Source organism: Chryseobacterium sp. AC417, assembly GCF_979258215.1.
Map to the genome: position 1 here is coordinate 1,120,576 of NZ_OZ409845.1, position 26,026 is coordinate 1,146,601.

21 protein-coding genes and 3 tRNA genes are annotated in these 26,026 nt (G+C 33.5%); 15 read left to right on the top strand and 9 right to left on the bottom strand.

What is annotated here, in order from left to right; genetic code table 11:
- The first annotated feature begins 486 nt into the window (after positions 1-486).
- The 4 genes from ACZZ9T_RS05430 (at position 487) to ACZZ9T_RS05445 (ending at position 2,501) form a co-directional block, all read left to right on the top strand.
- Positions 487-672: a hypothetical protein gene (locus ACZZ9T_RS05430; protein WP_463441250.1), complete on the top strand. Its 186-nt coding sequence runs from the start codon at positions 487-489 to the stop codon at positions 670-672.
- A 106-nt stretch (positions 673-778) separates the two neighbouring features.
- Positions 779-1,408, top strand: a complete 630-nt coding sequence (locus ACZZ9T_RS05435) for a hypothetical protein (RefSeq protein ID WP_463441251.1) — start codon at positions 779-781, stop codon at positions 1,406-1,408.
- Positions 1,409-1,425: 17 nt separating this feature from the next.
- The gene (locus ACZZ9T_RS05440; RefSeq protein ID WP_463441252.1) at positions 1,426-1,977 is read left to right on the top strand and encodes a DUF6705 family protein; all 552 of its coding nucleotides are present in this window, start codon (positions 1,426-1,428) and stop codon (positions 1,975-1,977) included.
- A 5-nt stretch (positions 1,978-1,982) separates the two neighbouring features.
- The gene (locus ACZZ9T_RS05445; protein WP_463441253.1) at positions 1,983-2,501 is read left to right on the top strand and encodes a hypothetical protein; all 519 of its coding nucleotides are present in this window, start codon (positions 1,983-1,985) and stop codon (positions 2,499-2,501) included.
- A gap of 813 nt (positions 2,502-3,314) precedes the next feature.
- Here the strand turns inward: ACZZ9T_RS05445 and ACZZ9T_RS05450 are convergent.
- Complete coding sequence (locus tag ACZZ9T_RS05450; RefSeq protein WP_463441254.1) at positions 3,315-5,231, bottom strand: S8 family serine peptidase; 1,917 nt, start codon at positions 5,229-5,231, stop codon at positions 3,315-3,317.
- Positions 5,232-5,481: 250 nt separating this feature from the next.
- Complete coding sequence (locus ACZZ9T_RS05455) at positions 5,482-6,159, bottom strand: hypothetical protein (RefSeq protein WP_463441255.1); 678 nt, start codon at positions 6,157-6,159, stop codon at positions 5,482-5,484.
- A gap of 330 nt (positions 6,160-6,489) precedes the next feature.
- On the opposite strand from ACZZ9T_RS05455, the gene ACZZ9T_RS05460 reads away from it, so the two are divergent.
- The 8 genes from ACZZ9T_RS05460 (at position 6,490) to pckA (ending at position 19,953) form a co-directional block, all read left to right on the top strand.
- On the top strand, positions 6,490-9,363 hold the full coding sequence (locus ACZZ9T_RS05460; RefSeq protein WP_463441256.1) for a SusC/RagA family TonB-linked outer membrane protein: 2,874 nt from the start codon (positions 6,490-6,492) through the stop codon (positions 9,361-9,363).
- 11 nt (positions 9,364-9,374) lie between these two features.
- Positions 9,375-10,943, top strand: coding sequence for a RagB/SusD family nutrient uptake outer membrane protein (locus tag ACZZ9T_RS05465; RefSeq protein ID WP_463441257.1), 1,569 nt, complete (start codon positions 9,375-9,377; stop codon positions 10,941-10,943).
- 119 nt (positions 10,944-11,062) lie between these two features.
- A complete protein-coding gene (locus tag ACZZ9T_RS05470) occupies positions 11,063-13,000 on the top strand; it encodes a putative porin (RefSeq protein ID WP_463441258.1) in 1,938 nt (645 codons plus the stop codon).
- Between the two features lie 11 nt (positions 13,001-13,011).
- Positions 13,012-14,598, top strand: a complete 1,587-nt coding sequence (gene bshC, locus ACZZ9T_RS05475; protein ID WP_463441259.1) for a bacillithiol biosynthesis cysteine-adding enzyme BshC — start codon at positions 13,012-13,014, stop codon at positions 14,596-14,598.
- A gap of 36 nt (positions 14,599-14,634) precedes the next feature.
- Complete coding sequence (locus ACZZ9T_RS05480) at positions 14,635-16,356, top strand: amino acid ABC transporter substrate-binding protein (RefSeq protein WP_463441260.1); 1,722 nt, start codon at positions 14,635-14,637, stop codon at positions 16,354-16,356.
- A gap of 60 nt (positions 16,357-16,416) precedes the next feature.
- On the top strand, positions 16,417-17,292 hold the full coding sequence (gene fabD / locus ACZZ9T_RS05485) for an ACP S-malonyltransferase (RefSeq protein WP_463430362.1): 876 nt from the start codon (positions 16,417-16,419) through the stop codon (positions 17,290-17,292).
- Between the two features lie 11 nt (positions 17,293-17,303).
- Positions 17,304-18,206 carry a GYDIA family GHMP kinase gene (locus ACZZ9T_RS05490; RefSeq protein ID WP_463441261.1) on the top strand — a complete coding sequence of 301 codons (903 nt, stop codon included), beginning with the start codon at positions 17,304-17,306 and terminating at the stop codon, positions 18,204-18,206.
- 130 nt (positions 18,207-18,336) lie between these two features.
- Positions 18,337-19,953, top strand: a complete 1,617-nt coding sequence (gene pckA, locus ACZZ9T_RS05495) for a phosphoenolpyruvate carboxykinase (ATP) (RefSeq protein WP_463441262.1) — start codon at positions 18,337-18,339, stop codon at positions 19,951-19,953.
- An 84-nt stretch (positions 19,954-20,037) separates the two neighbouring features.
- Here pckA and ACZZ9T_RS05500 read toward each other — a convergent pair whose 3' ends face one another.
- On the bottom strand, positions 20,038-20,451 hold the full coding sequence (locus tag ACZZ9T_RS05500) for a type II 3-dehydroquinate dehydratase (RefSeq protein ID WP_463441263.1): 414 nt from the start codon (positions 20,449-20,451) through the stop codon (positions 20,038-20,040).
- A 954-nt stretch (positions 20,452-21,405) separates the two neighbouring features.
- Here ACZZ9T_RS05500 and ACZZ9T_RS05505 point away from each other — a divergent pair.
- The 3 genes from ACZZ9T_RS05505 (at position 21,406) to ACZZ9T_RS05515 (ending at position 23,122) form a co-directional block, all read left to right on the top strand.
- A complete protein-coding gene (locus ACZZ9T_RS05505) occupies positions 21,406-21,681 on the top strand; it encodes a YHS domain-containing protein (protein ID WP_463441264.1) in 276 nt (91 codons plus the stop codon).
- Positions 21,668-22,351 (top strand): SCO family protein, encoded by a 684-nt coding sequence (locus ACZZ9T_RS05510; protein WP_463441265.1) that lies wholly within the window; start codon positions 21,668-21,670, stop codon positions 22,349-22,351. Before ACZZ9T_RS05505 ends, ACZZ9T_RS05510 begins: the two co-directional genes overlap by 14 nt.
- 102 nt (positions 22,352-22,453) lie before the next feature.
- Positions 22,454-23,122, top strand: coding sequence for a superoxide dismutase (locus ACZZ9T_RS05515; protein ID WP_463441266.1), 669 nt, complete (start codon positions 22,454-22,456; stop codon positions 23,120-23,122).
- Positions 23,123-23,219: 97 nt separating this feature from the next.
- On the opposite strand, the gene ACZZ9T_RS05520 is transcribed toward ACZZ9T_RS05515, so the two are convergent.
- The 6 genes from ACZZ9T_RS05520 to ACZZ9T_RS05545 all read right to left on the bottom strand — a co-directional run bounded on the left by ACZZ9T_RS05520 (position 23,220) and on the right by ACZZ9T_RS05545 (position 25,985).
- Complete coding sequence (locus tag ACZZ9T_RS05520) at positions 23,220-24,719, bottom strand: hypothetical protein (RefSeq protein WP_463441267.1); 1,500 nt, start codon at positions 24,717-24,719, stop codon at positions 23,220-23,222.
- A gap of 315 nt (positions 24,720-25,034) precedes the next feature.
- A tRNA-Glu gene (locus ACZZ9T_RS05525) sits at positions 25,035-25,106 on the bottom strand.
- Positions 25,107-25,176: 70 nt separating this feature from the next.
- A tRNA-Glu gene (locus ACZZ9T_RS05530) sits at positions 25,177-25,248 on the bottom strand.
- A 9-nt stretch (positions 25,249-25,257) separates the two neighbouring features.
- Positions 25,258-25,512, bottom strand: a complete 255-nt coding sequence (gene rpsT / locus ACZZ9T_RS05535; RefSeq protein ID WP_463430371.1) for a 30S ribosomal protein S20 — start codon at positions 25,510-25,512, stop codon at positions 25,258-25,260.
- Between the two features lie 73 nt (positions 25,513-25,585).
- On the bottom strand, positions 25,586-25,900 hold the full coding sequence (locus ACZZ9T_RS05540; RefSeq protein WP_463430372.1) for a hypothetical protein: 315 nt from the start codon (positions 25,898-25,900) through the stop codon (positions 25,586-25,588).
- A gap of 13 nt (positions 25,901-25,913) precedes the next feature.
- Positions 25,914-25,985 (bottom strand) — tRNA-Glu (locus ACZZ9T_RS05545).
- Between the last annotated feature and the right edge of the window lie 41 nt (positions 25,986-26,026).

Genomic DNA, 26,026 nt, shown 5'->3' on the forward strand with positions numbered 1-26,026 from the left:
TGTATAAAATTTATTCATTCTTTTATGATATTTGTTGCAGAATTATTATATATTTAAATTCTTAAATACAAATGTTTATGAAAAAAAAATTATTTCTCAGGCTTTGCCTGATGATGACAGTGATCCTGTCCCTCTACTCCTGCATTCACGATGAAGTCTACTCTTCATCTGACCCTTCTTCTACAGAGTACACTAACAAAAGCCTCTGGAAACAGGACGAAAGTACATTACCAATGTCATGAAAGTCTATGCCGAAAACGAGGCAGACATCAAGAAAGTAAACGGAATCCCTTACTGGGACTATGCCACGACAGTAGAGAGCTTCGACGAAAGCTTCGTTGCAGTACCAATCATAGACAGCGGAAAAGTAACCTCGGTGCTGAAAGTACCTAGACACTGCAAAAAGATCTACTTCTATTACACACAAGATGAAAGTGATCTTCATTTTTTCAGGCTTTGGTTTTTGCCAAAATTAAAAAAGAAGGGATGCCGGATGGTTCTACGGCACAGACCAACACCATTACCTGTACCAGACAATGGGTAAGTATGTGGTATCCCGATGATGAAAGTAATCCTGAAGGACCAGGATCTTGGGGATCTCCGGTATCGATCATCAAATGCAAAGCATTAAAAGACGAATGTACAGGTTTATCAACGAGTAGGACAATGTGACGGTGGTAATGGTGAAGGCGGCTACACCTATCCCGGACTTGGCGGTGGCGGTGGAACAGAGCCGGTGGAAGAAACCCCTTGTGAGAAAGCTAAAAACACATATACAATGACAGCTGTAAAATCGAGATATGATATCCTAAAAGGGAAAGTAAATGCACCCAGTGAAACAGGATATGGCGTTAAATTTACAGCAGATGGATCAATAGTAACCACTCCTATGAATCCTGATGCTATGAGTGTAGATGCTATGAACCTAAGCCTAACTTCTACAACTTTTGGATACAACCATACCCATCTGAATAAAAACAATGGCAGGGTTTCCATAAAGATATTTTCACCAAGAGATGTTAGTACTTTCTTAGAAATTCTCAGAAATACTATAGCTAATGGCATTCCTATTGATCAGGTATTTGGTGGCATGGTATCTCCTGATCCTGATCACATCACCAATACCTACCAGATACAATATACAGGTGACGGCTCTGATCTTCCTCCTGCGTTTACAGAGACACAATTAGAAAATCTGAAAACTTGGTATACTAGAAATGCAAAAGAAATTATGCAAAACACTGGAGAGCCATTAAGCCATACAGATTTGCAAAGGCTGTTTGCTGAAACCCTTGAAAAAATGAACGTACAAAATACCGTATTGTTCAAAATAGAAGGAAATTCTACCAATCCTAAGAAAGTAAACTATGACGAATATGGAAACCCTTCTGAAAATCAATGTCCTTAATTATTAAAATGATTATTATGAAAAATATATTATTGATACTAAGCTTTATGTTTATTTGCATGAATTGTAAAGCACAACAGCAGGAACAGATTATTCCATTAGATACTAAGGGATGGCCTGTAGAAAATACATATTACAAAGATCTGAATAATGAACTTGATCCCTATACAGGAACATGGAAAGGTACTTTTGAGGGAAAAACTTTTACCATTACTTTCGTTAAATTCAAGCATTATGAACCTATTGGTAAATATTTTAAAGATCGCATAATGGGTCGGTATAAAATGCTGGATGACAATGGAAATCAATTATATTCCACCTATAATCTTTCTGTAGAACAAGCAAAAGTGACAAGTTTAGGTTTTGTAAACAGAGCTATCAGAGATAAACTTTCGCTCATGTTTACAGATCATTGTATAGATGGTGAGATTCATCTCAATTTTATGAACCCTCAAAAAACGCAAATGTACTGGCAATATTTTACAAACCAGACCATAATAACTGGTAATTCAGGCTGTGCACCTTTTAATGAAATGCCAAGAGGTGAAATGACTTTGATCAAGCAGTAATGAAAATGAAACAGCAGGTTCAATTTTTAGCTTTAATATTTTTTCTCAGTTGTAGTTCTCAAAAAAAAATTAAAGAATCAACTTTTTATGAGGAAAATGATAATATAAATTTATATGCTTTTATAGGTAAAAAAATATCTGTAGAAAGTTTTAATCCGAATGCTAATTATAAAAAAAAGATTAAAAATCCTAATTCAAACGATTCTATAATCGTAACAGACTATTTTATGGATGAAGCCTTTTTGTGCAGATATCAAGTATGTCAAAATGTTTTTAACAAAAAAGATATTGATACAATTCAGTTTGAGGCTTATGACCATGATGGTATTCCAGAATTCAAAAAATTTAAATACGTTCTCTTATATTTATCAAAAAATAATGAGGGTAAATTGATCCACATGAAATATCAATATGATGCTATTAAAAAAACTAAAAGAGGTTTTAGAGGAAGGAATGGAAAAAGTATTAAAAGATTATTTCTGATTAAGAAGGAAACTTATTTAAAAGAAAGAAATCTTTTTTAGTTAGTATTAAATCTTTATATAGAAAATTTAAGCTTGTAGATCAATACAATAATAAAATATTTTTAATACTTATCTTATTCTTTAATTACGCAAATCAGACTATAACAACTGATAACTCCAATTGTGCACCTTTTAATGAAATACCAAGAGGTGAAATGACTTTGATCAAGCAATAACATAAAAACCTCCAATTGGAGGTTTTTTAAATAATTAATGGCTCAACAGCGCATACAAACGAAATTACATGTACCCAACAATGGATAAGTATGTGTATTGTATTTCGATGATGAAGATAATCCTGAAGGATCAGGATCTCGGGATCTCCTGCATCGACCATTAAATGCAAAACATTAAAAGACGAATCTACAGGTGTTATCAACCAGCACATTGTGAAGGAAGCGGTGGTGAAGCAGTGTAGGCGTAGGTATTGCTCTTGGGTTATTTTTTCATTTCTATCATATATCATTAATGAAACGGAAGATAACTTTTATCTCAACTGTCAGTATTATATGTATGTGTTAATTGTTTTTTGTAATTGGAAACACCTATCAGTTGAGAGTGAGCAAAGCAGTATTAGGATCACCAGAAACAACAGCTGCAATGGAATTGAGTACTTACTATTCAACTCAAACCGCTTAATATCAATTGTAAGGACTTGAAAATAATGTTCTTATTAAACGAATATGATCATGTTAATATTTTGGATTTATAAGCAAAAAAATAAACATAGCCATATTGTAATTAGATATTCATATTAAAAAGGGTGTTTCTTAAACTAAGAAACACCCTTTTAATAATCTGAAAAATTATAATTTATTCCTTAATAAATTTAAAGCTTTTTATATCTCCTTTTTTATTGATAAAATTAGCAATGTAATTTCCTTTAATTAGTTGACTAATGCTGATTTTATTATCAACTAATTTTGAAGTCAATACCAATTTACCAGAAACGTCATAAATATTAATTAATAAATCTTTATCTTTCTCATTAATTTGAATATAATCTTTTGCTGGATTAGGATAGAAATCTACCTTTTTATCATTAGCTAAAATAGCCTCATTAGTAGAAAGCGTTGAAAGATTATCAGATGTAGCAATCAAGCTAAAGTTTTGGATACCACCCGATAATGTTCCTTTATGAGTTACAGTAATAGTGTAAGTTCCTGAAGGGTTATTGATATCTACTCTTTCAAAATTATCTACATTATTAGTTCCTGTATTTGTCGGCGGACTATAAGGAGCTAACATTCCTTCCAGTTTCCAAGGAAAGTAATCAACCCCATTTTTGGAAACTTTAATGTCTAAATCGTTTACTAAATATTTAGTAGAAGGATCTGTTGTTCCAGAATTAGCAGTAGGGGCTTGAGGATCTGTCCATGATATTGAAATTTTTAATGGACTGGTTCCGTTAGCAGTAATAGTTTTTGTATAAGGTACATTATTAGTTAATGTTAATTCATCAATAATGCTTTTGCTGGTTGTAGTCGAATTTTTATTTTTAATAGTTGTAGCTGCTCTTTCAGCGTTTATTAACCCCCAACCAAATTCATAATCCGGTCCAGGATAAAAGCCAGCTTCATCCGCAGTATGCAAAATTAATCCCTTAGCAGTTGCGGCCTTCATGTAATTTGATTGCAGTTGATTATAGTATTGTTGTAATAATAAAACAACACCAGTAACTCCAGGAGATGCCATAGATGTTCCAGACATAAAACCTGTTGATGTATTTGAGGTAGCAAGTGTAGATCTTACATTTACTCCTTTCATAGAAATATCTGGTTTTATTCTTCCGTCATCAGATGGTCCCCAGCTACTAAATGATGACATCGCAACACTAAAAGGACCTGTGTATTCATCAACTTGCTCAACAGCTGCCACTGTGATTACATTTTTTGCGTTTCCATGACCAAATATCATATCATAACCAAATTTGTTAGCAATCTGGGTTGATCCGGGAGCAGTTGTTTCATTTCTACTATTACCAGCAGAAAAGACAGGCAGATAAAATGGATTATTGTAGCATATATCGTCAATTTGTTTTGCTCGACTGTCATAAGCACCATAAAACCAAACGCTACCCAAAACACCAAATCCGTAAGAATGATTTGAAACTAATAATCCATTTGCAGATTCTCCTAACATTTCAGCTAAATCAGTGTTCCAGTCATAAGAAATACCTGATGCATTAAATGCTATGCCTTTCACAGAAGGTAATACGCCTTTTGATAATATAGTTCCCATAACATGGGTTGCATGGGCTATAAAGGTTGTTCCGTCTAAATTACTGATTTTACTTACAGAACCATTCATAAATTCTTGGTGAGTGTCGCGTACATTTCCACCGTCCCAAACTCCAGCAAGCATATTTTGACCTTGTATATTTATACCAAGAGAACCTCCATTGTAAAGTTTATTTGCTCTAGCTGTAATTCCAGCACCCTCATTGTAAGTTCTCGCATAAATCATATCGCCATTTGGTAATACGTCTATCAATTCTTGAATGCCAAATTCTCCAAACGTCATGCGTTTTACAAAACTTGGATTTGAAGTTAAAAAATTATTTAACCTTTGTTTTCTGCTAACTTCATCATTATTTAGTGTATTCAACAATTTTTCATTGCCCAATTTGTTGGAATATGTTGAAATTTTCAGTCGCTCTTCCTTTGTCTGGGAAAATGATTTCGCAGAAAATAGGCAAAGTGCTACAGATAAAAATACAGTTTTTTTCATTCTAAAAAAATTTTATACAAATATATATATAATTTGTGTTAAATTGATAATTAATGCTATTTTACTAAAGTATTTTCATTATTTATCACAGAAAAGTGTTTTTTATAGAATAATTCTAACTAAAATGTACGCTGTAAGTAATGAAAAATTTAATGAAAACAGAAATTATTTGTACAATAACGATTACTCTATATTAATTATTTAAAGTTATGTATTGTAAATTATTAAACAATTATAACAAGGATAACCTTTATAGTGAATTTAAATAATTTACTAACTTTATCAAGTCTTCTTCTTTATTTAATTTAATTTTGTTTGATTTTATGAAAGTTTTTATTTGATCATTTTTACCATTATCTATTTGTAGAATATCTTTTTCATTTTTAGGATTTTTTAAAAAACTACCTTCAATTGTCTTTATATAATATATTGGTGCATTGGTTTTAAAAGTAGCAGGTTTATCCGAAGCATAAGAATTTGGTGCAGGTACAATATCCCTAAAATCTGTTTTAATCTTTTTATATAAAGAATTTTTCCCGTTTATTAATTCGAAAAAATATCCGGTCATTGAGTCATTTGTATCCAAATAAACCAAAACAGTTTTGGGTTTTAAAATTTCTATTCTAGAGAAAACCGATTCTTTGGGAAGGACTTGTACTTTGCCCTCTTTTTGAAATTCTATTTCATCTTTATAAGTATTGTACCTAATTACAACGTTTTCATAATTATCTCCTACTTTCGCTAACTGAAAATTGGTATCGTAATAAGGTGAACCCTTTATATCCTCATATTTGAGAGATTTACCTGATTCTGATCTTACTCCCCCAAAAACAGAATTATCGCCTATTACTTGATTTACAGATAGTGTTTGTTGTGAATATCCTATGCATACTATTGCAAGAAATGTTGCTGAAATTATTTTTTTCATGTTAAATTTTTGCCTACAATATAGCGAAAAAAAAACAAAATTAATTTTATTCACTAAAAAAGAATACTATAAAATAAAATACACGTATTTAATTTAGATTAAATCTAAATAACAAATATTGAGTTGAAAATTAAATGTTAAAAATATGATTAATGCAATAATAATAGTAATATTATTTAACTTATCTCTTTTTAACTGTATAATTATGTTTATATTAAAAGTTAAAATATAAAACAATTGAAAAAAAAAAAGTATCATTTGCTAAAAAACTTGCAAGTGTTAATATTTATTAACATATTTGCTCATTAAAAATATTAAAATTTTGTTAATATGAATGTTAAACTACGTGTATTAAGTGCTGGAGCAATGTTCTTCTTAGGACAAGTTGCTTTCGCGCAGACAACAAAGAATGATACTGTTCCTGATAAGGTTAAAGTAATCGAAGAGGTTGTTGTTTTGGGGTATAGTAAGACGTCTACAAAAGCTAAGTCTGCTGCTGCATCTGTTACGATTGGTTCTGAAACTTTAGAAAACAGACCTAATATTTCAGTTTTGAACTCAATTCAAGGTACTGCACCAGGTATTGTTGTAAACTCAGCATCTGGTTCACCAGGTTCAGGAAAATTCAATATCTTAATTAGAGGTCTAAGCTCATTGAACGGATCTACAGATCCTTTATTTGTTGTAGATGGTATCATTACTTCTTCTACGCAGTTCAGAAACCTTAACTCTTATGATATTGATACTTTCAGTATACTTAAAGATGCTCAAGCTACAGCTATATATGGTAACAGAGGAGCAAATGGTGTTGTGGTAATTACAACAAAAGGTGGTAGATTTAATTCTGGTTTAAGAGTGTCTTATGATGGATTAACATCATTCTCAACGATGCCAAAGCCGGATTACAACATGTCTAATGCTAGGCAATTATTGCAAATCCAGAAGAATTATGGCGGCGGTGGTTTTGCTGTTGAAAATAATTTATCTCAAAGCGAAATCGATAATTGGGGTATTGATACCGATTGGAATAAGGAATTTACAAGAGTGGGTATTTCTCAACAACACAACCTTTCTGTAAGTGCTGGTGGCGAAAATCTTAATAATTTTGTATCTTTAGGATATTTGAACAGTGAGGGTATCGTTAAAGGAACTGATTTTCAAAGATTTACTTTAAGAAATAATCTTACTGGGAAGTCTAAAGATAATAAATTAACATTTGGAGCGATCATTGGTTTAGGATATTCTGAAAGAAATCAATTAGACGATGAGACCAATGCTGGAATTAATGCGAATGTAATTCAGAATCCTTTGTTTGGTGGGGTACTTTCTCCTTCATTTTTGGCTCCTTCACCGTATAAGAATGGTAGAGAACTTTTTAATGCTATTGGAACAAACTCTGTAGTTGCCAGACCATACGTCCTGTATGATAATATTATGGGAGGAGTAAGAAACCAATTTACAGAAACAAGTATTAATGCTAACGGTAATATTAATTACAAAGTTACAGACTGGTTAAGTGTTGGAAACAGAACCGGAATTGAATACAAAGATTACGGAAGAATTTTTGCAAGAGGTGCTAATGGGTATCTGTCTTTAGCAGTTGCTGCTGGTCAAGGTGCAGAATTCGGAGGCTCTGAAACATTTACTAACCAGAAAGACCTTACTTTCAACACAATTACGAATATTAGTTTCAACAAGACTTTTGGAGAAGATCATACCATTTCAGCGTCAGCTTTTATGGATTATATTAAAGTGCATTTTAATCAAAGTTCACAAACTCAGAATGGTCTAAATCCTTTGAACTGGGCTTTTGGTGCAGGGACAGGTTATGTGCCTTTTAACCCGGCAACTCCAAACATATATAGACCTACAGCTTCAGCATTGAAAGTTACCGCCGGAACATTAGCATACTTTGGTACCTTAGATTACGATTATAAAGATAAGTATGGAATCAGTGGAGTTGTAAGAAGAGATGGTTCTTACAGATTTGCTCCGGAAAATAGATGGGAGACTTTCTGGTCAGTAGGTGCAAGATGGAATATTGATAAAGAGAACTTTATGGAGGGATCTGGATTTGATCTTTTAAAATTAAGAGGATCAGTAGGTACAACTGGAAATCAAAATCTAGCTGCAACTGCAAACAATACGAATCCTCTAATTGTTCTTCCAAACAACTTTTTAGATCTTTATACCAGTAATTCAGGTTACCAAAACTTACCAGGATTTGGTATCTCTAATTTAGCAAATACTGCGCTACAATGGGAACAAGTAACACAATCTGATATCGGTTTAGATTTTAAATATAAAGGTATTGTAGAAGGTTCATTTGACTACTACGAAAAAAGAACTGAAAGATTATATGGTCCAATAAGTGTTTCTCCAATTACAGGTGTTTCTTCCATTACAGGTAATACTGGTAGAATGGATAATAAAGGTGTTGAAGGTCTATTAAGATTTAATGTTATCAGAAAAGAAGACACGAGATTGTCAGTTTTTGTTAATAGTGCTTATAATAAAAATAGAATTGTATCTTTAGTAACTGAGGATATTGTTAACGGTGATAACAATGACGGAATTGGTGGTCCTGCAAGTCAATACTACTTATATCCTTATATAGGAGTAGATCCTACAGATGGTGAGCAGTTATTTTTAGATATTAATGGAAATACAACTAAGACTCCTGTAGCAACAGATAGGAGAGCAACAGGTAAATCTCCTTACGCAAAATTTACGGGAGGATTCGGATTTAACTTTGAACACAAAGGTCTGTTCTTCGATACTTTATTCTCTTTCCAACAAGGAGGATATATTTATGACAACCTTTATTCTTGGGTAATGGATCCGTTCTATGCTGCAAATAATATTAATGTTTCTGCAGATTTATTAAATGCTTGGACTCCAACAAATACAGGATCAAATATTCCTTCACTTACTGCTAATAATGCTGGTTTAGAAGGTCAATCTGACAGATTCTTATATAAATCTGATTTCATCAGATTGAAAAATGTATCTCTTGGATATAATTTTTCTAAAAGCAGATTAGGTAATTTACCAGTAAGATCAATTAAAGTATTTATTCAAGCTGAAAACTTGTTGACTTGGTCAGATTGGAAAGGTTTTGATCCTGAGCCGGTAACTACTTATTCATTAAATGTATATCCAAACCCTAGAACTGTTTCTGTAGGGATGAATGTAGATTTCTAAATTTTAATATTATGAAAAGAATTATAAAAACAGCCTTATTTTTAGCAACTTTTGTTACTGCAGGTTTTTCAATAACAGGTTGTCAGGATGCAATTGAAATTGAGCAACCTGGTCAATTAGATGACGATGCAATTTTCAGCAGTGTAGGAAATTTAAATAGTTTCTTATTGGGTTCTGTATATTCAAGTATGGAAACTGGTAATGATATTTACTTTACTGCCGTATTTACGGATGAAGTGAAACCTGGGAGTGGTAGCGGAGGCCAAGAGTTTCAGTTACACAGACATTTTTTAGATGCTTCAGATGGTGTACCTGGTGGTATATGGGCTAACCATTACAGATTGATCAACCGTGTAAACAGACTAATTGCGGGTTCTCAATTATTTACACCTGCTGCTTCTGAGCAAGCTCAGTATAATAATATTATTGCACAGGCTAGAGCTCTAAGAGCATATGCTTATGTTCAATTATTAGCATATTATTCAACAGATATGAAAAATCCTGGAGCGTTAGGAGTTATAATAACAGATGGCATTCCGGAAACAGATTCTAAATTACCAAGAAGCACCAATCAAGCTGTATTTGATATTATTAATGCTGATTTAGATTTTGCAAGGAATACTTTAGCATATTCGCCTGCGAGCAATGCTGCAGCTAGATATTATGTTGATAAAGGATTTGTAAATGCGCTTTCTGCAAGATTTAATATTTATAGAGGTAATGCTGCATTAGCTAAACAGTATGCACAAGATGTAATCTCAAATTCAGGTTTATCATTGACTTTAGCCACTCCAATAACTACAGCGGCTGCACCAGTAATTGGTACACCGGTTTGGAATTCATCATTTTATGCAGTAGCTTCATCGTTTAATCCATACAGAAACTTATGGAACGACTTTAGTAGAGGGGAAATTATTTTTTCTCTAAATAGGCTACCAACAGGAGTAGGAGCAAGTGTGGGTACATACTGGAATACAAATACATCTGCAGTTTCTGGAGTTCCTATGTGGTTTTTAGGAAGAAATTTATTTAATTTAGTAAATACTGGTAGTGATGTAAGAAGATATACCTATATTGATCCAAGTTCTATTATAGATCCTAATTATACAACTAGTCCATCTCCAATTACATCTGACAGACTAGTGATTGACAAGTATCCTGGAAAAACAAGTACACCTGTAAGAAACGATCTAAAACTGTTTAGATTGTCAGAGATGTATTTCATTTTAGCCGAGGCTGAAGTTGCTGGTAACAATTTATCCGGTGCTCAAGCTGCTATTCAGGCAGTGAGAGTTGCTAGAAATTATAATGGTACGGCAACAACACCGACTTATGGAAATACGCAGACTGCTTATGCAGATATTTTAAAAGAACGTAGAGTTGAATTAGGCTTAGAGGGTCACCGTTATATTGACCTAAAAAGATTGGCTGTTCAGGCGGGAGTAAGTATGGATAGAAATCCTACCGATGATAACATTCCTGTTACTAACTTAGCTAATGGAAGTTATAAATATACTTTACCAATTCCATTTACAGAAATTTCTGCTAACCCAAATATTCAGCAAAATCCTGGTTATTAAATAATCATTTTTAGAATAGTAAAAACCCTGCTTCAAGCAGGGTTTTTTATTTCCTTTTATTTCCTATTTTTGCATAATAAAATCATTTCCAATGTTTGATTTTATTTAACTAAAAATAAATGAAATACATTTTCCCCGTTATACTTTTCTTCGGCTCAATTTTCCAGGCCCAGGTGATCGTCAACAAAACAGATTCCAACAGATTGGATAAGAAGTTGTCGGATACCCTAGTCATAGATTCCGGACAGAAAGATTCTTTAAAAATATTTAAACCGACCATCCAGGATTATCAATACCAGACACAATTTTCAGAAAAGAAAGTATTTGATACGGTAATGACTTTTGATAAAACAAATATCTTTTCGCAATATAACAACAGAGATAATTTTGGTCGTGTGCAATTTGCTAATATTGGTGCAGGATTCAATCCTTTGTCGTATGAAGTAAATGCCGAACAGAATCTTTCATTGCTGCCGTCAAATAAATCGTATGTGATCATGGGAATTCAGGACGTCAAATATTATGATGTCAAAACACCCACCGCAACTTTTATTTATCATACAGCCATGCGAAATGGTGCAGCTCTTCAATCTACATATACACAAAACATTGGAAAGAGATTCAATTTTGCTCTTGAGTACAACGGACTCCGTTCTGAAGGAATGTACAGAAACTCTCTCGCTGCAAATAACAATACCTTATTTTCTGGTCACTACACTTCAAAAAGTGGAAACTATGAGCTTTTTGCTCACTATCTTCATCAAAATGTTAACAATGCAGAGAATGGCGGAATAGTAGATGATGCCCTATTCCAGTCAGGGAACAGCGAAAGCAATAAACAAAATGCTCAGGTTAACTTGGCAGAATCCAGCAGTCAATATTCTTACAGAAGATATTATTTGAGTCATCAGTTTACCCCTTTTAATTCTGAAAAATTTCCATTTAGAATCAGACATACAATATTTAACCAAGGTAATAAATACTATTATTTTCAAGACGCTTTAGAAAATTACTGGTACAGTACAGCTTCACAAATTGTCACTAATTTCTCGCCATCTACCAAAAAATATTCCAATAATCTGAGCAACACAGTCAGCTTGGTTTTAGATAATGAAAAAATTAAACTGGATGCCGGAGTGCGATATCAAATGCTCAAATTTGGTCTCAACGAAATTAATTTACCAACCGTAGATGTTCCTGCTGAATTAAAAGAAAACAGATTAGGTGCTGTCGGAAATTTACAGGTTAAATTATTTGACAAATTTCAGCTAAATTCATTTTTAGAATTTTCTAAAGGAAGTCAGTTTGGAAATTATCTGAAAACAACAAACAATGTAAAGTTTGAGCCCATAAAAGATTATTTTGTCAATGCAAAAGTTAACTTCCAAAGTGTTTATCCGTCTTTCAATTATTTGGCAAACTCTTCTGTGTACAGAAGATTTAATTATTATCTTCAAGACGCAAAAAATCAGGCGATCACAGAAATTGGAGGAAGCGTTAATTTAAAATGGTTTAAATCTGAATTATTTGCCAATTATTTCAGAATAGACAATTATACTTATTTCGGTTCGGATGCGATATCTCGTCAAAGCCAGAATTCGCTAAACATTTCTCAAATTGGGGGAGAAGCAACTTTTAGCTACAGAAAATTTCATTTGAATACAAGAGTACAGTTTCAAAGTGCTTTAACCAATAAAGAACTTCTGCCAATGCCATCATTTATAGGAAGAGCTAATTTTTTCTTTCAATCCAAAGCGTTCAAAAATGCGGCAGAAATTCAGGCGGGTATAAAAGTGTACTACTTCTCAAAATTTGCTTCAAGAGAATATTTTCCGATTCTCAACGAATATATTCTTCCCGGCGCAGACTCTTTTTCAATAGGAGGTGAGCCAATTGCTGATCTTTACATTAATTTCAAGGTCAAAAAAATGTTCTTTTTTATTGAAGGACAACAGATCGGGACCATGATTTCACACAATAAAGCCTACGCATTTCCACATTATCCGGTCTATGATTTTAGATTGAATATCGGGATTGTTTGGTATTTGTTCAACTAAATTTAATCAAGTTGAAAACAGTCAATAAAATTTCATTTCACGATATCGAAAGTATTCCTCAGCTGATAAAAGATTTTTTAAATCATCAGATTGAGGGCTTCGAAAGTTCTACCTTTTCATCTGATAACTTTGCCAAGCAGATTCATTTGAAGCAAGATTCATTCGAGAATGTTCAGAGAGAAATTATTTCTAAAACATTTACAGATCAGCTTTCAAAACTTCAGCTTTCTTCAAAACAGAAAGAGAATATTGATCGTTTAAAATCTCCGAATACTTTTACGATCACAACAGGACATCAATTGAATCTTTTCTCAGGGCCAGCTTTTTTTGTATATAAAATTCTGCAAACGATAAAAACCTGTACCAATCTTAAAGAAAAATTTCCTGAATTTAATTTTGTTCCGGTTTACTGGATGGCTTCAGAAGATCATGATTTTGCAGAGATCAATCATTTTAAAACTGAAAATAATTATTACGAAACCAACGAAAAATCCGGCGGAGCTGTCGGTAGAATCAAAATAAACGATATGTTTTTCATTTCAGAATTTGAAAAAGAATTCAAAGATTCTATTTTCGGAACTGAATTGATTTTAATGCTGAAAGAATCTTATAAAGCTGGAAATACTTTAACGGAAGCCATCAGAATTTTAGTCAACAGATTGTTTTCAGATTTTGGCTTATTAATTCTTGACGGAGACTCTAAGGAGCTTAAAAGTCAGGTTAAGGAGATTTTCAAAGACGAGTTGCTTAATTTTAGTTTAAATACAACTTCAAAAGAAAAAGTCGATTTTCTGACGGAAAAATATAGTAAAGTTCAGGTCAATCCTCGGGAAATAAATTTATTTTATCTTTCGGAAACCAGAGACAGGATAGATTATGATGGCGAAAATTATATCATTGTTGATGCTAATAAAAAGTTTACAAAAGAAGAAATATTAAAAGAACTTGAAAATTTCCCGGAAAGATTCAGTCCGAATGCATTGATGCGTCCTGTTTATCAGGAAAAGGTTTTACCCAATTTGGCATACATTGGGGGTAATGCGGAAATCATGTACTGGCTTGAATTGAAGGATTATTTTACTAAAATCAATATTCCTTTTCCGATTTTGATTCCCAGAAATTCGATGTTGTTTATTAAAGAGAAAACTTTACATAAAATTGACAAGCTGAGTTTAAAAATAGAAGATTTTTTTCAGAATTTTACTCAGATTTCTAATTCTAAAATTCTTGATAATCATTCTATTCTTGAATCTTTAGATACACAGGAAAATTTACTTCTTAATAATTTTTCCGAGCTAAAATCTTTAGCAGAAACTACCGAAAAATCTTTTGGAAATATGGTGAAAGCTGAAGAAGTTCGTCAGCTGAAATCTTTTAAACGACTGAAAAAAAGATTGCTTCATGCTGAGAAAATTAAACAAAATGAGTTACTTGAACGTTTAGAAACATTATTTCTAGATGTTCATCCGGCAAAAACATGGCAGGAAAGAATTTTTAATTTCAGTGTTTTTTTTGCAGATTTTGGATATTCTTGGCTGGAAACAATTTTAGAAGAAATGGAGGTAGAGCAATCAAAGTTAATAATAGTTGCGATTTAATTTTAAAGAAGTATTTTTGTACATTAAATATTGAAAATGATTAAGAAGTTTTTTTTACTATCTGGTTTATGCATGTTTCTGAGTGTATCTGCACAGAAAACACATACGGTTATAAAAGGTGATAATCCTTACAATATTTCAAAAAAATATGGTATCACGATAGATGAATTGTTGAAGCTCAACCCGAAATTCAAAGATGGAAAACTGGCAATTGGTGATATTCTCAACGTTAAAGGTGGAAATATTCCAGCCTCTAAAGCGGTGTCTCAAACTCCTTCTCCAAAAACCGGAAGAATTTTGCTTCAGCCAAAACAGACTATTTACGGTATTACAAAACAGTATAGAATTTCTGAAACAGATTTAAGAAAATTAAATCCGGATTTAGATTCTCACATGAAGATAGGTGATGAAATTACATTGCCTTTTGACAGCATAAAAAAATATGGTGGTAACCAGACTGCAGTGACAACGGTGAAATCAGTTGAAACACCTGTAGAAGGAGTGTCATCAAACAATACGAAAACAAAAATAGATTCAGGAAACGAGAGATCAACCAGTGTTCACAGTTCTTCCGGTCAGGAGGAATATGCAACTTACACTGTTGAGCAGGGAGATACCGTTTTTTCAATTGTTAATAAATTTGGTGTGACGATCGATGAGCTGGTTGCATTAAACCCGGAGTTATCAAAAGGTTTAAAAGCTGGGATGATTTTAAAAATCAAAAAGCTGGATGCTGCTTATGTAAAGAAAAATGATGATGCGTTGAGCGTAGTTTTGATGCTTCCATTCGGATACAGTACCAATGAAAGCCAGTATCGTTCAATGGCGGTAGATTTCCTTACCGGAGCTAAATTGGCGATTCAAAGGAATGCAGCCAAAGGACAAAAACTTGACATTAAAGTGGTGGATTCTGGCAATGAGGCATCTTTCAAAAATTCTCTTACCCAAATCAACCCTAATAATACAGATTTAATTATCGGTCCGTTTTTCAAATCGAATGTGATAGATCTTTTAGATTTTACAAAAACTCAAAAAATTCCTGTAGTTGCACCATTTGCCAACTCTCCGGAATTATATAATTACAGCAACTTAATTATTGTTGAAACCAACGATAAAACTTATTCTGATAAAATCGTTGAAGAAGTAAAAACAATTTATTCTGATCAAAAAATATTCATTGTTGCAGATTCTAAAAAAGAAAATGCCAATTACATCAAATCAAATCTGGAAAAATCTGTTAAAAATACCAATGTTTCTATTGTAAGTTCAGCAAATGACATTCAGTTGGATCAGAATATGATGACCGGGCAATCTACACCAGTAATTGCCATTTTAGCAAGTGATAATGATACCGTAGGAGAAGCATTTTCTAACAGGATGATTGCACTATCAAAAGAAGTTCAGGGCATGAAAGCATTCAGTTTATATTCTGTCCCAAGTTTTGAAAAGAAAATAGATGAATTGAGCCAGGCAAGTCTGGTGTATCTGATGGATAGAACAATCAATACCGACGGAGGTTTTGAAAAAGAAATATTAGCAGCTTATAAAGCCAAATACTGCAAAACTCCGGGGAAATATGCCATTATTGGTTTTGATGTGATGAATGACATGTTGACAAGAGAAAATAAAAAAGGAGAAATCTTTAAACAAATGAATAAAGTGCAGACTCAGCTTGCTACGAAATTCGAATTTGTAAAGTCTAAAACAAACGGCGCTTACGTCAATACCGGTTTAAGAGTAGTAAGATTAACTCCGTAAAACCTGAAAGTAATTCAACTTTTAAAGTTTATATTTGTATCAAATTTTTTAAATCAATAAATGAAAGCACTTGTATTTCCTGGGCAGGGTTCACAGTTTGTGGGTATGGGAAAAGAATTATACGATTCCCGTAAAGACATCAAAGACTTAATGGAATATGCCAATGAAATCTTAGGATTCGATATTGTTTCCATTATGTTTAATGGTACCGATGAAGATCTTAAAAAAACTGAGGTTACCCAGCCTTCAATATTTATTCATTCGGTTGCTGCTTTGAAAGCAGTGAACGGTCTTGGCGCAGAAATGGTCGCCGGACATTCTTTAGGGGAATTTTCAGCTTTAGTAGCGAATGGAGTTTTATCTTTTGATGATGGTTTGAAATTGGTTTCTGAAAGAGCAAAAGCAATGCAGGCAGCTTGTGACGCAAACCCAAGTTCTATGGCTGCAATCTTAGGATTGGAAGATGCCAAAGTAGAAGAAATTTGCGCAACAATCAACGGGATTGTAGTTCCTGCAAATTATAATTGTCCGGGACAATTGGTGATTTCTGGTGAAACTGCGGCTGTAGAAGAAGCATGTGCAAAACTGAAAGAAGCAGGAGCAAAAAGAGCCTTGCTTTTACCGGTAAACGGCGCTTTTCATTCACCATTAATGCAGCCGGCTCAGGAGAGATTAGCAGCAGCAATTGAAAATACAAAATTCAGAAAAGCTACGATACCTGTTTATCAGAATATTACAACAACCGCTGTAACTGATCCTGAACAGATTAAAAATAATCTGATTTCTCAGCTGACAGGTCCTGTGAAATGGACGCAATCTGTGCAAAACATGATCAAAGACGGAGCTACCAACTTTATAGAAGTGGGTCCCGGAAAAACATTGCAAGGATTAATTAAGAAAATTGACAGCGAAGTTACATCAGCTTCTGCAATTTAAAATAAATAAAAATGGGCGAGATCTATTCACCGGGAAAGCTGATGCTTACTTCAGAATATTTCGCTGTAGACGGAGCTCTTGTCTTAGCTGTACCCACAAAGCTAGGACAAGAGTTTTTTTTTGAGGAAAAAGCAGATGGAAAATCGGTTATTTTTTGGGAAGCCTATCATCAGAATAAATTATGGTTAAAAGCTGTTATTGATTATAAGAATTGGCAGATCATAGAAACCAACCTCAATTCGAGTGCAGAATTTATCTTAAAAGTTCTAAAAAATGTTCAGTATCTTTCTGAAAATACATTTAAAAACACTCACACATACTATTTAAAAACAAACCTTCAGTTTCCTTCAGATTACGGTCTTGGCAGCAGTTCTACTTTGATGAACAATCTTGCTGAATGGTCAGATATTGATCCTTTTCATCTTAATTCTATAAGTTTGGGTGGAAGTGGGTATGACATTGCAGTTGCAAAAGCAAAATCTGCCGTGCTTTATCAAAACAAGCCTGAAATTTATTTTGAAAAAGTAAATTTCAACCCGAAATATAAGGATGAATTGATTTTCATTCATCTTAATCAAAAGCAGGATAGCCGTGAAGCAATTGATCTTTACAGATCAAAAATAAAGTCTCAAAAACTGGTTGATGAATTTTCTGATCTCACAAAAAATATTTTGTTATGTGATGAATTGGAAAATTTTTCTAAACTAATGATGTTACATGAGCAAAAGATTTCCGATTTTATTGAAATTCCGACAGTTAAGTCTAAATTTTTCCCAGATTGCCCCACTTTTGTCAAAAGTTTGGGAGCCTGGGGCGGAGATTTTGTAATGAGTGCAAAATTTGAAGGCTTTGAGGACTATTTTTGGGGAAAAGGTTTTTCAACAGTTTTCAATTGGAGCGATTTAATTAGTTGATAGTCAATATTTTAAATATCTCATTTTTTATTTGTCATTTTCGCTTATATGTTTATATTTATCCACGTTTAACAATTAGTTAATATGGCTAAGGATAAACAAACAAAAAGAAAAAGAAAATATAAGTAAAATGAAAAACGCTAAAATCATCCAGGATTTACAAAAATTAGGGATTAAAGGAGAGTATGAATTAACTTATAATCCTTCGTACGAAGAGTTATATCAAGCGGAAATTTCGACTGAAAATCAAGGTTTTGAAAAAGCTGAGCTTACAGAATCTGGAGCCGTGTCGGTAAAAACAGGAATTTTCACCGGTCGCTCGCCTAAAGACAGGTATATTGTTGAGGATGATGTTACGAAAGAAACTATTTTCTGGGATGGTAAAGTGAATTTACCCACAACTCCTGAAATTTTCGAATCTTGTAAAGACTTAGTTTTGAAGCAGCTTTCTGATGCAAAAAAAATCTACGTTGTCGATACTTTTTGCGGAACTAATGATGATACAAGACTTAAAGTGAGATTTATCGTTGAAGTGGCTTGGCAGGCACATTTCGTAACGAATATGTTTATCCGCCCTTCTCATTTCGATCTAGAAAACTACGGAGAACCGGATTTCACAGTAATTAATGGTTCAAAAACTACCAACCTAAATTGGGAAGAGCAGGAATTGAATTCTGAGAACTTCGTTATGTTTAATCTTACTGAGAAATTACAGATTATCGGTGGAACATGGTACGGAGGAGAAATGAAAAAAGGAATGTTTGCCATGATGAACTATTATCTTCCATTAAAAGGTATGGCATCTATGCACTGTTCTGCAAACGTAGGAGAAAAAGGTGATGTAGCGTTATTTTTCGGGCTTTCGGGAACAGGAAAAACAACTTTGTCTGCAGATCCTAAAAGATATTTAATTGGTGATGATGAGCATGGTTGGGATCACAACGGAGTTTTCAACTATGAAGGCGGTTGTTATGCTAAAGTAATCGATTTGTCAGCAGAAAAAGAACCGGATATTTTCAGAGCCATCAAGAGAGATGCACTTCTGGAAAATGTAGTGGTAAATAATGGTGTATCAGATTACACAGATGGGTCTATCACAGAAAACACAAGAGTTTCTTATCCGATTTACCATATTAATAAAATCGTTTTACCTTCTAAAGCAGGTCATGCAAGCAAGATTGTTTATCTTTCGGCTGATGCTTTCGGGGTTTTGCCTCCGGTTTCTATTTTAGATGAAAACCAGGCTCAGTATCATTTCCTATGTGGTTATACTTCAAAATTAGCCGGAACTGAAAGAGGAATTACAGAACCGGAACCATCTTTCTCTCCTGCATTTGGTGAAGCATTCCTTACCTTACACCCAACAATGTATTCCAAAACTTTGATTGGAAAAATGAAAGAGCATGGTGCAAAAGCCTATCTGGTAAACACAGGCTGGAATGGTACAGGAAAAAGAATTTCTCTGAAAGATACAAGAGCAATTATTGATTCTATTATCGACGGATCAATTGAAAATGCTGACAAAACAATCATTCCTATAATGAATTTAGAAATTCCTACTTCACTGCCAAATGTTTCTGAAGGTATTTTAGATCCAAGAGATACCTACACCGATGTTGCAGAATGGGAAGAAAAAGCAAAAGATCTTGCTGCAAAATATATCAAAAACTTCGATCAATACTGCGGTAATGACGAAGCCAAAAAGCTGATTGCTTCTGGTCCTCAATTGCAGGAACAGACCATTTAGAAATAGTGAAGAGCCTCATCGATTGATGAGGCTTTTTTTATTTTAATGAAAAATTTGCATGATTTTTCTAATCCCTGGAAGTTTTTATTTCAAACTGAAACTCAAAACAGCCAATCTATATCCATCCATCCCAAAACCTGACAAAACTGCATCCGTACAAGCTGTTGTCACAGATTTCTGACGAAACTCTTCTCTTTTGTAAATATTACTGATGTGAACTTCCACTTTCGGCTTCTGAATATTTTTTAAACAGTCCGCAATTGCATAAGAATAATGCGTGAAAGCTCCGGGGTTGATCACTAAAGCATCAAAATCATCTTCCTGAAGCCTGTTAATCAATTCTCCTTCGATATTAGATTGATAATATTCCAGTTCGTAAGAAATAAATTCAGCTTTTAATTTCTCTAAATAATCTTCCATGGAAATAGTTCCATAGATTTCAGGTTCTCTTGTTCCTAAAAGATTCAGATTCGGACCATTTATAATTAAAACTTTCATAGCATAAAAGTAAGAATTCTTTTTGTTTTAAGCTTATAAAGATGAAATCTGAAATTTTTTTATAACCTATATTTCCATTCATCACAATAAATGGCTTGTAAGAATACAAAATGAAGTTTTAAGCAATTATAACCAGATGTTACAACTAGACTAAAGATCACAGCTTTATCAATAGGGGCGGGCTTTAGCCCGCTTTGCAAAATTCAGATGCAATTGGCTTTAGCCAAAACTTATTATTAAAAATAAATTATCAAAAATCTTTGTAGGTTCGGGCACTCTCTCGGAAATCATTTTCTACATTAAACTCCCAATATTCCTCTGCCAAACCCAAGACTGACATTCATCATACATGACTACTTAACTCAATTTTCTACACTATATTTGTAGTAAAGATTAAGACTTGAAATTTTTCATCTCCTTTTTCATCATTTTCACGATCGCAATCCGCCCTGCATTGCCATTGTTAAATTATGCAGTCAATTATAATTACATTGTGAAAAACCTTTGTGAAAATAGAAATGTTGTAGAATCTGACTGTAAAGGTAAATGCTTTGTTAAAAAAGAACTAACAAAAACTGAAAGGCAATCTAATCATTCCCAAAATATAAAAATTGCTGTACCAGATGTTTTCTTAGCCAATGAAATTCTTTCGTTTGAAAATATTGATCTTTCTTTTTTTCATTTAAAAATGGAAAATTCATATCATATTAATTTACATTCTTCAGAATATTTTTCCCGAATATTTCATCCTCCCTTATTTTAAATTTTATTTAAACTAATGTTTAGTTTTTGACTTTAAATTGTCTTATTTTATTTACATTTTAAGTATACCAGCATTTTAATAAATGAAGCTGAGTTTAATATTTTAATGATTTGAAATAAAACCAAAGTTATATTTAGTTTAAATCAACCTGTTTTTCAGACATTACAATCATTCATTTTAAATAAAATTTAATGAAAACAAAAATAATTTTTGCGGTACTATTGTCCGCTTCATTGCTTTCCTGTACGCAGGAAACTCCCAAAGTAAAGCATAAAACAAAAAGTGTGGCTTCAAAGTCAAATGGTAAGATAGTGAAGTTTGCCAATGCCGAAGATTCCATTTGCCATATGAAAACTGAAGCCAATATGAAAGATACGGCAGTTTATAAAAATAAAACGTACGGTTTTTGCAGTAGCTACTGTAAGGACGAGTTCAAAAAAAATCCAGAGAAATATGTCCAAAAATAAAAAAGCTGAAAACAGCACGAAAAATAAGATCATAATTCCGATTGTGATTATTGCTTTGATCTTTTTAGGGATAGGATTTGGAATGAGTTATTTTAAAAATAATCTTTACACCGTCATGAAAGTGCCGGATTTTGAACTCACAGATCAGAATAATAAAAAAGTCAGCAATAAAGATATGTTGGGGAAAGTATATGTGGTGGAATTTTTCTTCAGTAAATGTCCAACCATTTGTCCCGTAATGAATACAAACATGAGAGCAATTGAAGACGATATTAATAACCCGGATTTTGGAATCATCTCAATCAGTATCGATCCGGAAAATGACACACCGGAACAACTGAAAAGCCATGCTGAAAAAATTGGGGTAAAATCTCTCAACTGGCATTTTCTCACCGGCGACAGAGCGTATATTGGTAATCTTGCAGATCAGTTCGATATTTATGTAGGTGATAAAGAAGATGAAAGTGAAAACCTTAATCACAGCGGAATGATTGCTTTGGTAGATAAAGAGGGAAATATAAGATGCAGATACAACAAAGATAAAATGCCTATTCTTTATTATTCAGGATTGAATTATGAAGATGCAGCAGGAACAATTCCCAGATTAAACGGAAAATTTCATCCTGACAGGGAATTTTTGATTGAAGACATTAAGAAATTATTGAAATAAAGCGAGAAGCTGAACGATAGAAGCTAATAATAAACTGTAAAACTTCTATCAATTTATCTTCTACTCAGAGAATTAAATGTTTAACCATATATACAAAACGTTATGAAGATTTTTAAGGTAGCTGCTTTTACTGCAGTTTTTGCAGCGCAATTTGCGTTTGCACAATTCAAACAAACACCATTACCATATGCTTACAATGCATTAGAGGGTAATATTGATGCACAGACGATGGAGGTTCACTATTCGAAGCATGCTGCGGCGTATGTTGCAAATTTGAATAAAGCAATTGCCGGAACTCCACAGGAAAAGCAGACGTTGTTTGAGATTCTTTCAAAAGCAGGAACTTTACCAATGGCGGTAAGAAACAATGCGGGAGGACATTACAACCATGAGTTGTTCTGGACGGTTTTAACGCCTCAAAAAAATACCCAGCCATCAGCAAAATTGTCAAAAGCAATTACTGATGCTTTCGGAAGCATGAATGCTTTCAAAGAAAAGATGAGTAAAGCGGGAGCAGAACGTTTCGGTTCTGGCTGGGCTTGGCTTTCTGTAGACAAGAGCGGAAAATTATTTGTTTCTTCAACTCCCAATCAGGATAATCCTTTGATGGACGTTGTAGAAGAAAAAGGAACCCCAATCTTTGGAATTGATGTATGGGAACATGCTTATTACCTGAAATACCAAAACAAAAGAGCAGATTATCTTACGGCTATCTGGAATGTGACTAACTGGGAGGAAGTAAGCAGAAGATATGAAGAGGCTTTAAAGTAAGTTTCCCAAACTTAAATTTAGCTGATTTTAATCAAAAAAGCCACTGTAATTCAGTGGCTTTGGCAATCATCAATTATTTAAAGTAAGATGTTATAATCTATTTTATCGTAATAGCCATATTAGGAACAACAATATCACCGGTAGAACCAGAAAAACGCTGTGCGAAAATCTCAACATAATCATTGGTAAGAAGCTCGGTAGTACCATTAATAGGAACTACAACGATATCGTTTACTGCCGATCCTCTTCCGTAAATTTTGAATTGATTAATAACTGTACCGTTCTTGGCAATATAAATAATATATGTTCCGGCAGCAGGTACCTGAAAAGATACTGATCCCGTTATCTGGAATATTCTTTTCTTTTTACCTAAATATTTTAATCTGTTTGGAACTCCACCATCGGTGGAAAATCTGAATAAATTTGATGAAGTTGAAACAGACGTTCCTGTACCAATCTTCACAATATTACTGGGATTACTGTTGTTAAAAGTAACTGCGATACCGGTTCCAACCGCATAGTCTACAGCAAAATCTCCAACTGCATTATTATCGGATTCTGTAGGAATTCCTGCGGCTCTCACTGTCCAGCTGTTATTGAAATTGTATCCAGGGTAGGTTCCTGTTGTGTAAGGTTTTACGTATCCTGCACTATTTGTTCCGGTGAAAACTACTGATTCCAACACTGCATCTCCAGTGATGGTAAGACCAGCTGTAGAAACGTCAAATCCTACAGCAGTACCATTTACCTGGCTGAAACCGCCCTGCTTCTCAACTAAGGTGAATGTGCCTGTCAGTTTTTCAAACGTGCCCGTGTTGTTTCCAAACCATCCTAAATTACTAAGAAGTAGCTGAGTAATATTATTATAGGTTACACCATTGGTATTTCCCGAAAACTGAATGATGCTTAAAAAGACTAAGCCAAAACCCGAAACAGTACCTACACTGTTTGAATTGGCTACAATACAATCTCTAAAGATAAAATTCTGAGTGGCTGAACTGTTAAGATTAAATACACTTCCCCCTGAAGCGATTAGCGTTACACTTCGGATCGTTCCTCCGGTAGCGCCTTCAAAGATATTGCCTGTGGTTCTTACGATGATGTCATTATTGGTATCTAATCCATGTATGTAAGAATTATTCATATCAATAGGAAAATCAAATGCAACCTGCCCGTTGATTTCATATAGAGTATTAGAATCCATCAGATATTTAGAACCTCCACCTGCTGTAAGCTCAGAAGCTAAAACTGTTGCAAGTACATCAGTAGACTTTATACGTTTAAAATTCAGTCTTCCTGTTACACCACTTGCCATTTGAGACCAAGAAGATGTAGAGCTTGTGTAATAATAAAATGCCTTCAATGTCGTATCATATACCATTAACCCATCTGCAGGTGATGCGATAGCGTTTCGCTCGGCTGTTGTCATTCTGGGTGTTAACAGACCTTTAGTAGTAGAAGTTAAATCTAGTATAGAGCTTGCATTGGGTGTTGTAGTGCCAATTCCGACTTGAGCATGAGTCATTATCAATGCTGATAAAAAAAATAAAAGTAATGTAGACTTCTGATTTTTTAAAATAATATAGATGATTTTCATAATGTTTTATTTAATATTTTTGAGCATGATTGAAGTAATGATAAAGAATATAATTTATCTTTGACATTTAAAAAAAATATTTTAATTATTGTTACAAATATAGTTATAATATATTTATTATGCTATTCTTTGTATAATTTACGAATCTACACAAATGATAAGACATTACTTTATGTCTTAAATCATACAGATGTAGAAATAATTTACTTTGGAGGAGATGATGTAAAGTAATTTTAGAATATCGAGTAGCTCCGGAATAAGTAAAAACAATAAACCTCTGATTCTTGAAAGAATCAGAGGTTAAAGTATATTTAGTAGCCCGTAGGGGAGTCGAACCCCTCTTACCAGGATGAAAACCTGAGGTCCTAACCGATAGACGAACGGGCCATCTACCATCACGTTACGAGTAACGGGTTAGTATTTTGAATTTTTAAAAGTTTCAATTCTTTTTATTTAGTAGCCCGTAGGGGAGTCGAACCCCTCTTACCAGGATGAAAACCTGAGGTCCTAACCGATAGACGAACGGGCCTACTATTAATTACGCTAATTTATTAACGTGCTTAGTCAATTTGCTTTTCAAATTAGCCGCTTTATTCTTGTGAATAATGTTTTTCTTTGCTAATCTGTCTAATAAAGAGATAACTTTTGGCAATTGCTCAGTCGCAGCAGCCTTATCTTCTTCATTTCTTAATACTTTCACAGCTGTTCTAGCAGTCTTGTGGTAGTATCTGTTACGAACTTTTCTAACTTCGTTTTGTCTTATTCTCTTTAATGCTGATTTATGATTTGCCATATCGTTCAAATGTGAGTGCAAATTTATAAACTTTTTTTATACCAGCCAAATTTATTTTTAAAAAATTTTAACTTTATTCTGAGAGGTACTTTTTGAGTTTATCTAATGCTTGTTCTATTTTTATATTCTGTTGTTCTTTATCTATTTTTTTGATTGTGCTTGTCAGCATATTCAATGCATTATTCCATTCTCCAGTGGTGTTGGTGAACGTTAATCCGTCAATGATTACCTCAAAGGCACTTCCTTCACCGTTCCTGTATAGTCTGAAATTTATTTTATCATCTCTGCCTGTAATCCCTTCATCATTTATTTTTAAATCGTAACTTTTTGGGTCCGAGTGGATTTTATTAAAAAGCATTTTTGCTTCCTGAATTTTTAAATCCGGCATGATATCAATTTAGTAGCCTATAGGAGAATCGAACTCCTGTTGCAAGGATGAAAACCTTGAGTCCTTACCACTAGACGAATAGGCCGAATTTTGAGGTTGCAAAAGTATAGATTAACTTTCAAACAT

What these genes read in the sequence shown, in the direction of transcription:
- ACZZ9T_RS05540 (WP_463430372.1), bottom strand. Translation starts at nt 25,900, where the DNA reads ATGCCGGATTTAAAAATTCAGGAAGCAAAAATGCTTTTTAATAAAATC.
- ACZZ9T_RS05450 (WP_463441254.1), bottom strand. Translation starts at nt 5,231, where the DNA reads ATGAAAAAAACTGTATTTTTATCTGTAGCACTTTGCCTATTTTCTGCG.
- ACZZ9T_RS05470 (WP_463441258.1), top strand. Translation starts at nt 11,063, where the DNA reads ATGAAATACATTTTCCCCGTTATACTTTTCTTCGGCTCAATTTTCCAG.
- fabD (WP_463430362.1), top strand. Translation starts at nt 16,417, where the DNA reads ATGAAAGCACTTGTATTTCCTGGGCAGGGTTCACAGTTTGTGGGTATG.
- ACZZ9T_RS05515 (WP_463441266.1), top strand. Translation starts at nt 22,454, where the DNA reads ATGAAGATTTTTAAGGTAGCTGCTTTTACTGCAGTTTTTGCAGCGCAA.
- ACZZ9T_RS05460 (WP_463441256.1), top strand. Translation starts at nt 6,490, where the DNA reads ATGAATGTTAAACTACGTGTATTAAGTGCTGGAGCAATGTTCTTCTTA.
- ACZZ9T_RS05520 (WP_463441267.1), bottom strand. Translation starts at nt 24,719, where the DNA reads ATGAAAATCATCTATATTATTTTAAAAAATCAGAAGTCTACATTACTT.
- ACZZ9T_RS05435 (WP_463441251.1), top strand. Translation starts at nt 779, where the DNA reads ATGACAGCTGTAAAATCGAGATATGATATCCTAAAAGGGAAAGTAAAT.
- ACZZ9T_RS05500 (WP_463441263.1), bottom strand. Translation starts at nt 20,451, where the DNA reads ATGAAAGTTTTAATTATAAATGGTCCGAATCTGAATCTTTTAGGAACA.
- ACZZ9T_RS05430 (WP_463441250.1), top strand. Translation starts at nt 487, where the DNA reads ATGCCGGATGGTTCTACGGCACAGACCAACACCATTACCTGTACCAGA.
- ACZZ9T_RS05455 (WP_463441255.1), bottom strand. Translation starts at nt 6,159, where the DNA reads ATGAAAAAAATAATTTCAGCAACATTTCTTGCAATAGTATGCATAGGA.
- ACZZ9T_RS05490 (WP_463441261.1), top strand. Translation starts at nt 17,304, where the DNA reads ATGGGCGAGATCTATTCACCGGGAAAGCTGATGCTTACTTCAGAATAT.
- rpsT (WP_463430371.1), bottom strand. Translation starts at nt 25,512, where the DNA reads ATGGCAAATCATAAATCAGCATTAAAGAGAATAAGACAAAACGAAGTT.
- pckA (WP_463441262.1), top strand. Translation starts at nt 18,337, where the DNA reads ATGAAAAACGCTAAAATCATCCAGGATTTACAAAAATTAGGGATTAAA.
- ACZZ9T_RS05465 (WP_463441257.1), top strand. Translation starts at nt 9,375, where the DNA reads ATGAAAAGAATTATAAAAACAGCCTTATTTTTAGCAACTTTTGTTACT.
- ACZZ9T_RS05505 (WP_463441264.1), top strand. Translation starts at nt 21,406, where the DNA reads ATGAAAACAAAAATAATTTTTGCGGTACTATTGTCCGCTTCATTGCTT.
- ACZZ9T_RS05440 (WP_463441252.1), top strand. Translation starts at nt 1,426, where the DNA reads ATGAAAAATATATTATTGATACTAAGCTTTATGTTTATTTGCATGAAT.
- ACZZ9T_RS05510 (WP_463441265.1), top strand. Translation starts at nt 21,668, where the DNA reads ATGTCCAAAAATAAAAAAGCTGAAAACAGCACGAAAAATAAGATCATA.
- ACZZ9T_RS05480 (WP_463441260.1), top strand. Translation starts at nt 14,635, where the DNA reads ATGATTAAGAAGTTTTTTTTACTATCTGGTTTATGCATGTTTCTGAGT.
- ACZZ9T_RS05445 (WP_463441253.1), top strand. Translation starts at nt 1,983, where the DNA reads ATGAAACAGCAGGTTCAATTTTTAGCTTTAATATTTTTTCTCAGTTGT.